The organism is Synechococcus sp. A15-44, assembly GCF_014280115.1.
Taxonomy (GTDB): Bacteria; Cyanobacteriota; Cyanobacteriia; order PCC-6307; family Cyanobiaceae; genus Parasynechococcus.
The window spans coordinates 1,864,233-1,876,979 of record NZ_CP047938.1 but is presented as its reverse complement, the minus strand read 5'-3'; the positions used below and the strand labels follow the sequence as shown (position 1 = coordinate 1,876,979).

Sequence of the window (12,747 nt, the reverse complement as noted above, 5' to 3'; positions counted from 1 at the left end):
TTAGCCCCCCAGGGGATCACGGCTCGGTGTGCCCACAGCTCTGGGGTAGCTGCGGGGGCAGGGGCCGCTCGGTTGCACCCGCAGCAGATGGCGCGTGCCGCGATCGCCGGGGAGCTGCCGGTGCTGAACCTCCATCAGACGAGCCTTCAGCAGGCCCAGGGCCCTGTTGAACGGCATGGCATCGGTGTCCGTCCACTGGCCCCGATACAGCAGGGCCTGGCCGTCGCTCTTCAGCAAGGGCACCAGGTATTCGGCCACCACGGGAGCTGCTGCCACAGCCCGGGCCACGGCGCGATCGAAGCTGCCGCGGAAGTGGCGATCACGCCCGGTGGTTTCGATCCGCTCGGTGCGGACCCGCACCCGATCGGCAAGGCCCAGTCTGCTGGCCATGGCCTCCACGGCGGCGGTCTTGCGCCCGACGGAATCCAGCAGGGTCACCTGTGCCTGGGGGAGGGCAATGGCGATGGCCAGCCCGGGGAATCCTCCTCCTGTGCCCACATCCATCCAGTGCTGTGGCACCTCCGGTGTCTGAAGTTCTCCTGCTAGGGGCCAGAGGCTGTCAAAGACCTGACCCACCCAGAAATCGTCGCCGTCCACCAGGCGCGTGAGGTTGACCCGTTGATTCCAGCTCTGCAGCAGGCCCTGAAGCTCCACGAGCTGGTCGAGCTGTGTGTGCGATGGCTGCCATCCCAGGGCGTCCCAGAACGCCGGTTCGGGCGTGGTGGCGGCCATGGCTGCAGCAACAACTCTTCTTAGGATGAAGGACCGGTCGTCCCCTGTGTCCGAAGCCCGCCCCAGCCATCACGAACGGCTTGGTGTGCGTCCCGGGGTTGACGCTGAAACCTTGCGCCAGGCCTTTCGGCGCCAGTCCAAGGCCTTGCATCCCGACACCACGCAACTGCCGCCCGAGCAGGCCAGCATTGCGTTTCAGCAGCTCAAGGAGTCCTACGACGTTCTGCTGCGCCAGAGCCAGGCAACCCTCAGTCCTGGCGCCCAGGCGCTGTCATCGCCCCCGCCACTGCAGCGTGACTCCCGCCCGGATGCCTGGCAGGGCATTGGTCAACGCAGGCCCCTCTCCGGTGGGGAATGGTTCTCGCTGGTGCTGTTGAGCATCGCGCTGTTGCTCAGCTTGGTGCTGGGGTTGGGGGTGGCGCTTGCCCAGGGCCGCGATTGGCAGGTGTCGCCGAGTTGGCTGGCGGATGAGCAGACTCAGAACACATCCGTGCGTTCGCAACCTGATGGCCGCCCTGCCCCTGGAGAGCACCCCGCTGAATCAGCACTCTCTCCCGGCGCTTGAGGCTTGGCTCCAGCGGCTGGGTGCCGTCCGCATGGACGACAACCCCTGCCAGTGGATGCTCGAGCGTTCTGAATGGCGAGCGTTGTTGCTTCTGGAACGGGAGGACCTCAAAGTGATCTGGCACCCGGGTTCCCTGGAGGCGATGGTGCAGTGTTCGCTTCCCTATGGCCTCTCCAGGGCCGATGTTGAGGCGGCGATTCATGCGGGGCCCTGAGGCCAGCAGCTTCAGAGCTGATCGAGGGCCTGTTCCAGCACCGAATAGCAGCGTTCCAGCTGGGCATCGCTGATGCAGAGCGGTGGCAGCAGATAGACCACCTGGCCCAAGGGGCGGAGGAAGACGCCGTTCTCCATCGCCAGCCGTTTCAGCTTCGGCCCCGCCGGGTTGAGGTAGCCCGAGCTCCCCTCCACAACGAGGTCGAAGCCGGCCACCGTCCCCGTCAGCCGGGGATGTTGCACCTTCCGATGGCGCGCCAACCGTTCCAGATGAGGACGATGCCGTTGTTCGAACTGTTGAAAGGCAGCGGGGTTGCACTCCAGTAGGTCGAGGCTGGCGTTGGCCGCGGCGCAGCCCAGCGGATTGGCCGTGAAGCTGTGGCCGTGCCAGAGGGTCAGGCTGGGGTCTTCACCGACGAAGGCTTCGAACACCGCTTCGCTGGCCATGGTCACGCCCATCGGCAGACATCCACCCGTCAAGCCTTTGGACAGGGCCATCAGATCTGGCCGGATGCCCGCCCGCCGGCTGGCGAACCAGTCGCCGCAGCGTCCGAAGCCCGTGAGCACTTCATCGGCGATCAGCAGGGCTCCCGCCTGGCGGGTGCGTGCCTCCACCTGTCGCAGAAATTCGGGCCGCACCATGGCCATGCCGCCGGCCCCCTGCAGCAGCGGCTCGAGGATCACTGCCGCTGTCGGTGTCTCCAGCACGCGCTCGAGCACCTCGAGTGCCGACGCTTCCTTGGCCTCCACGGCATCGTCATCCCACCAGGTGGCCGGCCAGGGAACCCGGGCGACGGGAAAGAGCTTGTCTTCGAAGGGGGCGCTGAACAGGTTGCGTTCGCCAACGGCCATCGCTCCGAAGGTGTCACCGTGGTACGCCCCGTCGAAGGCGACGATCTGATAGCGCGGTTGGCCCCGGTTGGCCCACCACTGGCAGGCGATCTTGAGCGCCACTTCCACCGCAGTGGAGCCGTTGTCGGAGAAGAACAGACGTTGCAGGCCGCAGAGGCCGCTTAGGCGTACGGCCAGCTGTTCCGCAGGCTCATGGGTGAAGTCGGCAAAAATCACCTGCTCGAGGCGGGCGGCCTGATCGGCGATGGCCTTGGCCAACACCGGATGGGCATGGCCGTGCAGGGTGACCCACCAGCTGCTGATGGCATCGATCAGGGGCTCGCCTTGCTCACGGATCAGCAGGGCACCGTCTCCAGACACCACCCGTTGGGAGTTGGCTGCGCTGGCCATCTGGGTGAAGGGGGGCCACAGATTCGGATGGCGGATCGACCCCATGGCAGCAGCGGCAGCTTTTGCCATATTGAATCTGGAGCTGTTGGAGATGCCCCGGATGGCTGCCCCACGCACCCGTCGTCAATCCAAGCGTTTTGTTCCCACCACGCGGCCTGAGCCGTCGGCCAAGCGACGTCTCGTTGTCCCTGAGGGCGACTGGCAAGCGATTCGCAGTGATCTCGAGCTGCGCGGTTGGTCGTCGTCCCAGCTGGAGGTGATCCAGACTGAACTCAGTCACGGATGGCCGCTGCGGGTCGCCGTCCGCCACGCCGCGATGCGTTTGGGCACCTGCCCTACCGGTTCAAAGGCCCTGGGCTGAGGGTTCAGCGGCAGACGTCACTGTTCTTTTCCGCCTCTGTGGCAATGGCGCTGCAGTTCACCCATCGCACCAGCTGCACCTCGATGTCGGTGAACAGCACCAGAATCCCAACGCAGAGTGCTGAAACAGCCAGGGTCGCGAGGGTTTGACGTGAAGTCACGGGGACGAGCGCTTCAACACTTCTTGGAATGTAGTGGTGAGATTCTGCTCGTGCCAAAGCCGCTCCAGAACCGTTGCTGAGAGCGAGGCCTGGGGCGGGAGCTGCGCCAGAACGGGGACGTCACCGAACTGCTTGAGGGTCCCCGGGTTGTCGGCATGGAGGGGGCCGTTGAGGATCAGTCCCAACACCGTGAGATTTCGCCGTCTCAACGCTTCCAGGCTGAGCAGGGTGTGGTTGAGGGTGCCCAGTCCACTGCGGGCCACCAGAACGATGGGCAACTGCCACTCCACCAGTTGATCGATCTGGAGCCAGTTGCGGGTGAGGGGCACCATCAACCCTCCAGCCGTCTCCACCACCAGGGATCCCTGATGCGGGGGAATGGCGAGTTGGGCAGGGTCGAGTGGCGTGTCGTCCAGTTCGGCGGCCCAGTGGGGGGAGACCGGCTCTCGGAAGGCATAGGCTTCGGGCAGCATGCGTTCCGGCGGGAGGTTCAACAGCTGTCGCAGCCGTTCGCGGTCACCTCCACCCTCCAGTCCGCTCTGCACCGGTTTCCAGTAGCTGGCCTGAAGCCCCTGCACGAGCCATGCGCTCACCACGGTTTTGCCGACGTCCGTGTCGGTTCCGCACACCACCAGGCGACTGACGCTGCCGTTCATCGCTTCACCATCAGGACCCACATCCTCCAGGTCAGGGCGAACCCGGCTGAGGCATCGGCTTGGGGCCAAGCCCGGAAGACGGCCTTCCATTGGCCTGGGGAGAGCTGGCCCCCGTTGGTGACGGAGGCGCCGATGTTGCTCATCGGTCGCAGCAGCCGCAGTGGATTGGCGGCGCGTTGGGTGAAGCTCAGGCACTCGTCCCGTTGCACCACCCCAGCCGGTAGGGCTGCCATCAGTTGCTCCCGCACCGGCATGGACAAGGCCGTGCAGGTTTGATTCGCTGCCCGGGCGGCGTGCTGCCATTGCGGAAAACTTCCAGCCACCGGCACCGCCAGGGCCAGCCAGCCCCCCTTTGGCAGGGCATCCACCCAACGCCGAAGCTGCTGGGCTGGATCCGGCAACCAATGCAAAACAAAGCTGGAGGCCAGCAGTTGCGGAGGCTCACTCCAGTCCGGTAACCCGCGGCTCAGGTCATGCCGCAGGGTGTGTGTTCCATGGGGGTGGCTGTTCAACATGGCGGCACTTCCGTCAAGACGGATCACCTGCTGGCCTGGATGAGCGACTTCCAGGGCTGCGGCCAGATGACCGGTGCCGCTGCCGAGGTCAGCCCACAGGCCGCGCCGGATGGAGCAGCGACGGCTCAGTTGGGCCAGACGCCAGGCCATGGCCCGTTGCAGCAACGCCTCGCCTGCATAGGTCGGTGCTGCGCGACTGAAGCGCTCCAGCACCTGGTCGGGGCAAATCACAGGGGCCCCAGCCATTGCTGCACCACCGAGAGCACCGTTGGTGTGATCAGTGCGTGGCCCCAATTCGGATCCCGATGCAGGGTCAGCGGCTGCGCTCCGAGGTCATCGATCAGCTGCTGTGCTGATGCGGCGTGAACCACAGCGTCCTGTTCGCCCTGCACCACCAGCACTGGCACCGCTTCAGGCCAGCCCGTTGGCAGGCTCTGGCAGCGCGCCAGAAGCTCCAGATCCTGCTGCAGCCGCTGGCGCCCCAGGCTCGTCAAACCCTGCAGCAGGGGGGCTGGGGGCAGGGCGCTGCGGGCATGGGGTGAAGCGGCTTTGTCGAGGAAGCGCTCCAGCATCATCAGTTCCTCGTCGGTGCCCAGGGCCGCCTGCATCCCCTTCAGAGCCACCGCCACCGCGCGCCCTGCGCGCCCGTGGGGCACGAAGGCGCTGAAGCTCCCCAGCAGCACCACCGCATCGGCCTGCGCCAGCAAAGCTGCCGGCAGCAGGTGCAGCCCCAGGGAGTGGGCGATCAACAGGTTGCGTCCTGGGCCGGGGGGCCATGCCGGGGCAACGGTCTTACCGCCCCCGTAGCCCCGGTCCGCGCTGGACCATTTCGATCCCCCCTCTTCGAAGCGTTTGCGCCAGTGGGACCAGGCGCCGGTGTGGCCAGCCCAACCATGCATCGCCAGGACCTGCATCATCGAGAGCCGAGGGCTGCGAGCAGTTGCTCCAATGTGCCCCCCGGCAGGTCCCGCCGCAGCACCAGGCGCAAACGGGCGGTCCCCTCCGGCACGGTGGGCGGCCGGATCGCCACCGACAGCAGCCCCGCCTGCTCAAGCTGTTGCTGGAGGTCGAGCGCGTCCTGGTCGTCCCCGACCAACAGCGGGAGAACGGGGCCGTGTCCTGCCGGTTTCGCCCAGCCCTGGTGCGCCAGTGCTCTCCTCCAGCGTTCCGAGCGCTGGCTCAGCTCCCTTCCCCAGTTGGGATGGGCTTGGATCAGGCGCAGGGCAGCCTGGGCTCCCGCCACCAGGGGTGGGGCCAGGGCCGTGGTGTAGCGGAAGGCCCCACTGGTTTGCAGCAGTAGCTCCATCGTGGTGTGGTCCCCAGCCAAAAATGCACCTCCGCTGCCGAAGGCCTTGCCGAAGGTGCCGCACACCAAGGCCACAGGCCGTTGGAGTCCATGGCAAAGCCCACGGCCGCCGGGCCCCAGCACCCCCAGGCCATGGGCTTCGTCCACCAGCAGCTGTGCACCGTGGTGGGCACAAAGGTCGGCGATGCCCTGCAGATCAGGGCTGGTGCCTTCCATGCTGAACAGGCTTTCCGTCACCACCAGTGGTGGCCGTGTTGTCGGCTTGAGCCGCTGCAGCCGCTGGTCGAGATCTTCAAGATCGTTGTGGGCAAAGCGTTGCAGCCTCGCCCCACTGGTGCGGACGCCGGCCAGCAGCGAGTGGTGGATCAGCCGGTCCACCAACACGATGGTGTGCCTGTCACTCAGGGCCGTTAGGGCGGCGATGTTGGCTTGAAATCCGCTGGGGAACAGCAGCACCCGGTCACGGTTCAGCCAGGTGGCCAGAGCTGCTTCCAACTCCAGATGGCGTGGTCGGGTTCCGGTGATCAGGCGAGATCCACCGGCACCAACGCCATCGGAGGCCATGGCCTCCGATGCCGCTGCGAGCACATCGGGATGACGGCTGAGCCCGAGGTAGTCGTTGCTCGCCAGATCAACCAGCTGACCGGCTCCGGCGGGATCCTGCAGCTGCCAGGGCTCCTGGCCGGAGTTCAAGCTCCGCAGGCGTCGGCGGCGGGCTGGGGGGATGGGAGAAGCGTGGTCCCGCATCACAACAGTCTGGAATCCGCCCTGAACAAGGATGGCCGCAGTCCTCTGATCGTCATGACCTGGGAGCGTTTCACTCTGCTCTTTCCGCTTTGGACGTTGCTGGGAGCTCTGCTGGCCTTGCTGCATCCCCCGCTGTTCATCTGGTTCAAGGGGCCACTGATCGCCCTTGGACTCGGCGTGATCATGCTCGGCATGGGCGTCGGGTTGACACCCGCTGATTTCGTGAGGGTGGGTCGACGCCCTCGCGCCATGCTGCTGGGGGTGCTGGTGCAGTTCCTTGTGATGCCGGCCCTTGCCGCTGGGATCGCGGCGGCTCTTCATCTGCCTGCCCCGCTTGCGGTGGGCTTGATTCTGGTCGGCTGCTGCCCGGGGGGGACCGCCAGCAATGTGGTGGCTCTGATCGGCCGTGGCGATGTGGCGCTGTCGGTGGTCATGACCACGATCAGCACCCTGGCGGCGGTGGTGTTGACCCCCCGTCTCACGCAGGTGCTCGCCAGTCAGTACGTACCAGTGGACGGTTGGGCCTTGTTCCTAGCCGTGCTTCAGGTGGTGTTGCTGCCCGTCACCGTCGGGGTGGTGCTCAAGCGTGGTCTCCCCAGAGTGGCCCAGTGGATTGAGCCGGTGATGCCTCCCCTGGCGGTGATGGCCATCGTGCTGATCGTCTCCAGCATCGTGGGCAGCCAGACGGCTGTGCTGCGTCAGCAGGGGCCCGTGCTGATCCTGGCTTGCCTGCTGCTGCATGGCGGCGGCTTCCTGCTCGGCTGGTTGATTCCACGCTTGGCGGGGCAGAGCGTGCAGGCTCAGCGGACCATCAGTATCGAGGTGGGCATGCAGAACTCGGGACTGGCCGTGGTGCTCGCCCGCAGTGGAGGCTTCGCCAGTCCCCTCACGGCGCTGCCTGGTGCCATCTCTGCGGTGATTCACTGCCTGATCGGCAGCGCCCTTGCCGCTCTCTGGAGACGTCGCTCGCCTTAGTCGGTCGCCCTAGGTCGAGCTCCCTTCGTGGAGTTCGAGCAGCAGGCGGGCGGCGAGGCCACGGGAGATCCGTCGTGCCACGAGCAGATCGCAGATCCAGGTGAACAGCGGCGGGGCATCGGTGCTGGCTGCCAGGCGCTGTTCGAGGGCCTTCAGCTCCTTGACGTCGCGGCAGCCCCTCAAGGCATCGATCAGGGTGTCTTCAGCCGGTCGCGGCTTGGTGAGCTGAGTGCTGGTCACAGGCGGTGGCGCTATACCCCTCCGTCATGGCACTGGCGGAGTGCCCCTGTCACCCTTCGCTGCAGCGGAGGCAGGCACAAAAAAAGCTCCAGTGGTTTCACCAGAGCTCGAAGCATTCTCTTCATTATTTTTCATGATCTGGCTTGGTTCCGTCAAAGGAGGTCGGCACATCTGATTGATGGCATTGGCGCGGCTTATCGCTTGTTTGAAAAGAGAGCTCAGCCAGGCTCCTTAAGATTGTTCGATGAACCAATCGACACCGGCCACGCCCCGATCCGAGCCCGATGTCGATCGCAGTGCTCCACTGAATCCCTTAGAAATCCTCCCCTTCTCGCTGGATGATTTTCAGCTGGAGGCCATGGATGCCCTCAACCAGGGACATTCGGTCGTGGTCAGTGCCCCCACAGGATCCGGCAAAACCCTGATCGGTGAATACGCCATTCATCGCGCCCTGGCCCACGGCCAGAAGGTCTTCTACACCACACCTCTGAAGGCTCTCTCCAATCAGAAACTGCGCGATTTCCGCGATCAGTTCGGTGCGGAGAACGTGGGTTTGATGACCGGTGACCTCAGCGTGAATCGCGAGGCCTCCATCGTGGTGATGACCACGGAGATCTTCCGCAACATGCTCTACGCCGAGGCGGATGAGCATGACGATCCTCTGGCTGATGTGGAAGCGGTGGTGCTCGATGAGTGCCACTACATGAACGATTCCCAGCGCGGCACGGTCTGGGAGGAGTCGATCATTCACTGCCCACCCACGGTGCAGCTGGTGGCGCTCTCCGCGACCGTGGCCAATGCCGGGCAGCTGACTGACTGGATCGAGAAGGTTCATGGTCCGACCACGTTGGTGATGAGTGACCACCGGCCGGTGCCGCTGCAGTTCAGCTTCTGCAGTGCCAAGGGGTTGCATCCACTGCTGAACGAAGCCGGTACGGGTCTTCATCCCAACTGCAAGGTTTGGCGCGCGCCCAAGGGGCACAAGCGCAAAGGGCGTTCCCAGAGGCCGCCGCAACCCGAGCCACCACCGATCAGCTTTGTTGTGGCTCAGATGGCGGAGCGGCAGATGCTCCCGGCCATCTATTTCATCTTCAGCCGGCGCGGTTGTGACAAGGCGGTGCGGGACCTGGGGGTGCAGTGCCTGGTGACCCAGGAGGAGCAGGCGCGGATCAAGGAGCGCCTAACCGCCTACAGCCACGACAACCCCGAGGCCGTTCGGGATGGAATTCACGCTGATGCGCTGCTGCGGGGCATCGCTGCCCACCACGCCGGTGTTTTGCCCGCCTGGAAGGAGTTGATCGAAGAGCTTTTCCAGCAGGGGTTGGTGAAGGTGGTTTTCGCTACGGAGACTTTGGCAGCGGGCATCAACATGCCGGCTCGCAGCACGGTGATTGCGGCCCTCTCCAAGCGCACCGAGCGGGGGCATCGCCCGCTGATGGGCAGTGAGTTCCTCCAGATGGCCGGCCGGGCCGGCCGGCGGGGCCTCGACTCTCAGGGCTACGTCGTGACGGTGCAAAGCCGGTTCGAAGGTGTGCGTGAGGCAGGTCAGCTGGCGACAAGTCCCGCCGACCCCCTGGTGAGCCAGTTCACCCCCAGCTACGGCATGGTTCTCAACCTGCTGCAGCGCCACGATCTGGCCAAGGCCAGGGAGCTGGTGGAGCGCAGTTTTGGCCGCTACCTGGCGGGGCTGGACCTCGTGGAGGACGAGGAGAACCTGTCCCAGTTGCGGTTGCAACTCAGCCAGCTGGAGGGTGTCGCCGGCGACATCCCCTGGGAAGACTTTGAGGACTACGAAAAAATGCGTGGCCGGCTCCGCGAAGAGCGGCGCTTGCTCCGCATCCTTCAGCAGCAGGCCGAGGAGACGCTGGCCAATGAGCTGACGATGGCCCTGCAGTTCGCCAGCACCGGCACCCTGGTCAGCCTCAAATCGCCGCAGCTGCGGGGGCGCGTTGCGCCTGCGGTGCTCGTCGAGAAGGTGAAGGGGCCCGGTCAGTTCCCGCTGCTGCTCTGCTTGACCGATGAAAACGTCTGGATCCTGTTGCCCTGTCAGGCGGTGGTGAGCATCCATGCGGAGCTCAGTTGCCTGCAGGTGGATGGGCTGGAGGTCCCGGAGCTGTTCCGCTCGGGTGAGTTGCGCCATGGCGATCAGGCCAGTGGTGGTTTGGCGTTAGCCGTGGCCCACATGGCCCGGCGCCACGACATGACCACCCCGCAATACGACCTGGCCGGAGAGGTGTTGACCCAGGCTCGGCTGGTGCGGGATCTCGAGCAGGAGCAGGAGCAGCATCCGGCCCATCGCTGGGGAGATCGCAAACAGCTGAAGAAGCACCGCCGGCGCATGGAAGATCTGGAGCTGGAGATCGCTGAACGACAGCATCTGCTGCATCAGCGGGCCAACCGCCACTGGGAGACCTTCCTGGCCTTGATGGAGATCCTGCAGCACTTCGGATGCCTCGATGAGCTGGATCCCACGGAGATCGGTCGCACCGTTGCTGCCTTGCGGGGCGACAACGAACTCTGGCTGGGGCTGGCGCTGATGAGTGGCCATCTCGATGACCTCTCTCCCCCAGATCTTGCAGCGGTGTTCGAGGCAATCAGCACCGAGGTCAACCGCCCCGACCTGTGGAGTGGTTTCCCTCCTCCTGCGGCGGCCGAAGAAGCCCTGCAGGACCTTTCGGGTCTGCGTCGCGAACTGCTGCGGGCCCAGGAACGCGCCGGTGTGGTGGTGCCGGCCTGGTGGGAACCCGAGCTCATGGGTCTTGTGGATGCCTGGGCGCGGGGAACCTCCTGGAGCGATCTGATCGCCAATACCTCGCTGGATGAGGGCGATGTGGTGCGCATCATGCGCCGCACCGTGGACCTTCTGGCCCAGGTGCCTTACTGCGAAGCGATCAGCGAGCAACTGCGCAGCCATGCCCGTCAGGCTCTTAAAGCGATCAACCGCTTCCCCGTGGCCGAGGCCGAGGATCTGGTGCCGGCCTCCGCTGCGCTCAACCCGGCAACGGAGCGGGCCGCCTGAGTTCAGGCGTCCGGAGCGGCCATGGCGCCGGGATTCACCTGCTGATCAAAGTCGGCTTCGCTGATGTGGCCGAGCTCCAGGGCCGCCTGCTTCAGCGTCAACCCCTGATGGTGAGCATGCTGAGCGATGGCACTGGCCTTCTCGTAACCAATGCTGGGGGTCAAGGCGGTGACCAGCATCAAGGAGCGATCCACGAACCGCTGAATCTGCTCCCGATCCGGCTCCAAACCCTCCACCAGGTTCTGTTGGAAGCTGGTCATGGCGTCCTTGAGCATGCGGATCGACTGCAGCAGGTTGAAGCCGATCAAGGGCTTGTAGACATTCATCTGCAGATGGCCGCCTGCGCCAGCGGCTGCCACGGCGCCATCGAGACCGATCACCTGGGTGCAGACCATGGCCATGGCTTCGCACTGGGTGGGATTGATTTTTCCCGGCATGATCGAGCTGCCGGGTTCGTTGGCGGGCAGCCGCAACTCGCCCAGACCTGCCCGGGGGCCACACCCAAGCAGCCGCACGTCGTTGGCGATCCGGAGCAGGGCCACCGCCAGCAGGCGAAGTTGGCCCATCGCTTGAACGAGGGCGTCATGGCCGGCCATCACCGCGAAGAGGTTGTCAGCGGGACGAACCTTGACGCCGGCGACCCGGCTCAGCTCTTCTGCAACGGCATGGCGGAAGCCCGGCGGCGTGTTCAATCCCGTGCCCACGGCGGTGCCTCCCAGGGGAAGATCGCCAAGGCTGACCAGACAGTCCTCCAGCCATGCCTGGGCTTGTTTGAGTTGATCCCGCCAGGCGCCCACTTCATCGCCCAACCGCAGGGGCACCGCATCCTGCAGATGGGTGCGGCCAATCTTGACGATGGGCATCCAGGCCTGAGCTTTGGCATCCAAGGCCCGCACCAGGGCATCGAGCGCCGGCAGCAGCCCGTCCTTCAGGTGCTTGGCCGCGGCGACGTGGATCGCTGCGGGAAACACATCATTGGTGGATTGCGACCGATTGACGTGGTCATTTGGGTGCACTGGGGTGTGGCTGCCGAGGGCGGTGCCTGAAGCCTGAGACGCCAGATTGCTGATCACCTCGTTGATGTTCATGTTGGTCTGGGTCCCGCTTCCGGTCTGCCAGACCCGCAGCGGGAACTGATCGTTGTGCTGGCCAGCGGCAATGGCATCGGCCGCCGTGCAGATCAGCTCCACCTGTTGAGGGTTCAGAAGCGCATGCTCGCCGTTCACCGTGGCGCAGGAACGCTTGATCCAGGCCAGGGCCTGGATGATCTCGAGCGGGATCCGTTCGTCGCTGATGGCGAAGTTCTGAACCGACCGCTGGGTCTGGGCTCCCCAGAGCGCTTCGGATGCCACCTCAATGCCCCCCAGGCTGTCGGTTTCAATCCTGAACGGCTGCGTCATCGGGTCCACGGCGCGATCGAGCGTTGCATCGATCATCCGTGATCACTGTCCGTTGGTCGTGCCATCGTTCCGCTTCAACTGTTTCGGTGGTCTCCGGTGCAGGTTCACCGCTCCCATGGCATCGCTTTGCACGTGCCTGATGCCTCTTTGCCTCAGTTGCAGGGCTACCTGGCGCAGCCTGGGCGCCCGTTGAAGGCTCTGTTGAACCGCAACAAGGTGGAGCGGCTCGCGGATGGCCGCTTTCTTTATGCATCCCGGCCGTATCAGTTGCTGAATTTTCAGCTTCAGCCTGAGGTGGTGTTCCGATCAAGCTGGGATGGCGATCAACTCACCATTGTTTTTGAGCACTGCACGATTCATGGCCTTGGGCGGTTGCAGGATCTGGTGGAGTTTCAGTGCCAGGCCTGGATCCGACCCGAGCAGGAACGCTTGATGGCCAAGGCAGATCTCAGTCTTGAATTCTCCCCGAATGGAGCAGGTGCTCTTTTGCCGAAGCCGCTGCTGCACCGCACCGGAGATCTCGCACTGGGTTTGGTGACGGATCGCTTGGAAAAGCGTTGTCGCACCGGATTGATCAAAGGTGCTCGGAATTGGGTTGCGCGACACCCCTGAAGCT

Annotated in this window: 15 protein-coding genes; 6 read left to right on the top strand and 9 right to left on the bottom strand. The window is 64.9% G+C overall.

Features of this window, described 5'->3' with window-relative positions; genetic code table 11:
* Positions 1-732, bottom strand: coding sequence for a 16S rRNA (guanine(527)-N(7))-methyltransferase RsmG (gene rsmG, locus SynA1544_RS10560; protein WP_186513512.1), 732 nt, complete (start codon positions 730-732; stop codon positions 1-3).
* Positions 733-757: 25 nt separating this feature from the next.
* Between rsmG and SynA1544_RS10555 the strand changes: the two genes are divergently transcribed.
* Together SynA1544_RS10555 and SynA1544_RS10550 are read left to right on the top strand one after the other, a co-directional pair.
* The gene (locus tag SynA1544_RS10555; RefSeq protein WP_186513511.1) at positions 758-1,297 is read left to right on the top strand and encodes a J domain-containing protein; all 540 of its coding nucleotides are present in this window, start codon (positions 758-760) and stop codon (positions 1,295-1,297) included.
* Positions 1,239-1,511, top strand: a complete 273-nt coding sequence (locus SynA1544_RS10550; protein ID WP_255477591.1) for a DUF3143 domain-containing protein — start codon at positions 1,239-1,241, stop codon at positions 1,509-1,511. Before SynA1544_RS10555 ends, SynA1544_RS10550 begins: the two co-directional genes overlap by 59 nt.
* A gap of 11 nt (positions 1,512-1,522) precedes the next feature.
* Here the strand turns inward: SynA1544_RS10550 and bioA are convergent, their stop codons facing one another.
* Positions 1,523-2,821, bottom strand: a complete 1,299-nt coding sequence (bioA, locus tag SynA1544_RS10545; RefSeq protein ID WP_186513510.1) for an adenosylmethionine--8-amino-7-oxononanoate transaminase — start codon at positions 2,819-2,821, stop codon at positions 1,523-1,525.
* 31 nt (positions 2,822-2,852) lie between these two features.
* On the opposite strand from bioA, the gene SynA1544_RS10540 reads away from it, so the two are divergent.
* Positions 2,853-3,113, top strand: a complete 261-nt coding sequence (locus SynA1544_RS10540) for a hypothetical protein (RefSeq protein ID WP_255477590.1) — start codon at positions 2,853-2,855, stop codon at positions 3,111-3,113.
* Positions 3,114-3,117: 4 nt separating this feature from the next.
* Here SynA1544_RS10540 and SynA1544_RS10535 read toward each other — a convergent pair whose 3' ends face one another.
* The 5 genes from SynA1544_RS10535 to SynA1544_RS10515 are packed head-to-tail and all read right to left on the bottom strand — an operon-like array spanning position 3,118 to position 6,497.
* Positions 3,118-3,273 carry a hypothetical protein gene (locus SynA1544_RS10535; RefSeq protein WP_170951106.1) on the bottom strand — a complete coding sequence of 52 codons (156 nt, stop codon included), beginning with the start codon at positions 3,271-3,273 and terminating at the stop codon, positions 3,118-3,120.
* A complete protein-coding gene (gene bioD / locus SynA1544_RS10530; protein WP_186513508.1) occupies positions 3,270-3,929 on the bottom strand; it encodes a dethiobiotin synthase in 660 nt (219 codons plus the stop codon). The genes SynA1544_RS10535 and bioD overlap by 4 nt, the downstream gene beginning before the upstream one ends.
* Entirely contained in the window at positions 3,926-4,690 is a 765-nt protein-coding gene (locus SynA1544_RS10525) for a methyltransferase (protein ID WP_186513507.1), read from the bottom strand. The genes bioD and SynA1544_RS10525 overlap by 4 nt, the downstream gene beginning before the upstream one ends.
* Positions 4,672-5,343, bottom strand: a complete 672-nt coding sequence (locus tag SynA1544_RS10520; protein ID WP_255477589.1) for a S9 family peptidase — start codon at positions 5,341-5,343, stop codon at positions 4,672-4,674. Before SynA1544_RS10520 ends, SynA1544_RS10525 begins: the two co-directional genes overlap by 19 nt.
* A gap of 14 nt (positions 5,344-5,357) precedes the next feature.
* Positions 5,358-6,497 (bottom strand): 8-amino-7-oxononanoate synthase, encoded by a 1,140-nt coding sequence (locus SynA1544_RS10515; protein ID WP_186513505.1) that lies wholly within the window; start codon positions 6,495-6,497, stop codon positions 5,358-5,360.
* A 54-nt stretch (positions 6,498-6,551) separates the two neighbouring features.
* Between SynA1544_RS10515 and SynA1544_RS10510 the strand changes: the two genes are divergently transcribed.
* Positions 6,552-7,472: a bile acid:sodium symporter family protein gene (locus SynA1544_RS10510; RefSeq protein WP_186513503.1), complete on the top strand. Its 921-nt coding sequence runs from the start codon at positions 6,552-6,554 to the stop codon at positions 7,470-7,472.
* Between the two features lie 9 nt (positions 7,473-7,481).
* Here the strand turns inward: SynA1544_RS10510 and SynA1544_RS10505 are convergent, their stop codons facing one another.
* Positions 7,482-7,712 carry a hypothetical protein gene (locus SynA1544_RS10505; protein WP_186513501.1) on the bottom strand — a complete coding sequence of 77 codons (231 nt, stop codon included), beginning with the start codon at positions 7,710-7,712 and terminating at the stop codon, positions 7,482-7,484.
* Positions 7,713-7,956: 244 nt separating this feature from the next.
* On the opposite strand from SynA1544_RS10505, the gene SynA1544_RS10500 reads away from it, so the two are divergent.
* Complete coding sequence (locus tag SynA1544_RS10500; protein WP_186513499.1) at positions 7,957-10,731, top strand: RNA helicase; 2,775 nt, start codon at positions 7,957-7,959, stop codon at positions 10,729-10,731.
* 2 nt (positions 10,732-10,733) lie between these two features.
* Here SynA1544_RS10500 and SynA1544_RS10495 read toward each other — a convergent pair whose 3' ends face one another.
* Positions 10,734-12,167: a class II fumarate hydratase gene (locus SynA1544_RS10495; protein WP_255477588.1), complete on the bottom strand. Its 1,434-nt coding sequence runs from the start codon at positions 12,165-12,167 to the stop codon at positions 10,734-10,736.
* 60 nt (positions 12,168-12,227) lie between these two features.
* Between SynA1544_RS10495 and SynA1544_RS10490 the strand changes: the two genes are divergently transcribed.
* Positions 12,228-12,743: a DUF1997 domain-containing protein gene (locus SynA1544_RS10490; protein ID WP_255477587.1), complete on the top strand. Its 516-nt coding sequence runs from the start codon at positions 12,228-12,230 to the stop codon at positions 12,741-12,743.
* Positions 12,744-12,747: the final 4 nt, after the last annotated feature.

What these genes read in the sequence shown, in the direction of transcription:
- rsmG (WP_186513512.1), bottom strand. Translation starts at nt 732, where the DNA reads ATGGCCGCCACCACGCCCGAACCGGCGTTCTGGGACGCCCTGGGATGG.
- SynA1544_RS10555 (WP_186513511.1), top strand. Translation starts at nt 758, where the DNA reads ATGAAGGACCGGTCGTCCCCTGTGTCCGAAGCCCGCCCCAGCCATCAC.
- SynA1544_RS10550 (WP_255477591.1), top strand. Translation starts at nt 1,239, where the DNA reads ATGGCCGCCCTGCCCCTGGAGAGCACCCCGCTGAATCAGCACTCTCTC.
- bioA (WP_186513510.1), bottom strand. Translation starts at nt 2,821, where the DNA reads ATGGCAAAAGCTGCCGCTGCTGCCATGGGGTCGATCCGCCATCCGAAT.
- SynA1544_RS10540 (WP_255477590.1), top strand. Translation starts at nt 2,853, where the DNA reads ATGGCTGCCCCACGCACCCGTCGTCAATCCAAGCGTTTTGTTCCCACC.
- bioD (WP_186513508.1), bottom strand. Translation starts at nt 3,929, where the DNA reads ATGAACGGCAGCGTCAGTCGCCTGGTGGTGTGCGGAACCGACACGGAC.
- SynA1544_RS10525 (WP_186513507.1), bottom strand. Translation starts at nt 4,690, where the DNA reads ATGGCTGGGGCCCCTGTGATTTGCCCCGACCAGGTGCTGGAGCGCTTC.
- SynA1544_RS10520 (WP_255477589.1), bottom strand. Translation starts at nt 5,343, where the DNA reads ATGCATGGTTGGGCTGGCCACACCGGCGCCTGGTCCCACTGGCGCAAA.
- SynA1544_RS10515 (WP_186513505.1), bottom strand. Translation starts at nt 6,497, where the DNA reads ATGCGGGACCACGCTTCTCCCATCCCCCCAGCCCGCCGCCGACGCCTG.
- SynA1544_RS10510 (WP_186513503.1), top strand. Translation starts at nt 6,552, where the DNA reads ATGACCTGGGAGCGTTTCACTCTGCTCTTTCCGCTTTGGACGTTGCTG.
- SynA1544_RS10500 (WP_186513499.1), top strand. Translation starts at nt 7,957, where the DNA reads ATGAACCAATCGACACCGGCCACGCCCCGATCCGAGCCCGATGTCGAT.
- SynA1544_RS10495 (WP_255477588.1), bottom strand. Translation starts at nt 12,167, where the DNA reads ATGATCGATGCAACGCTCGATCGCGCCGTGGACCCGATGACGCAGCCG.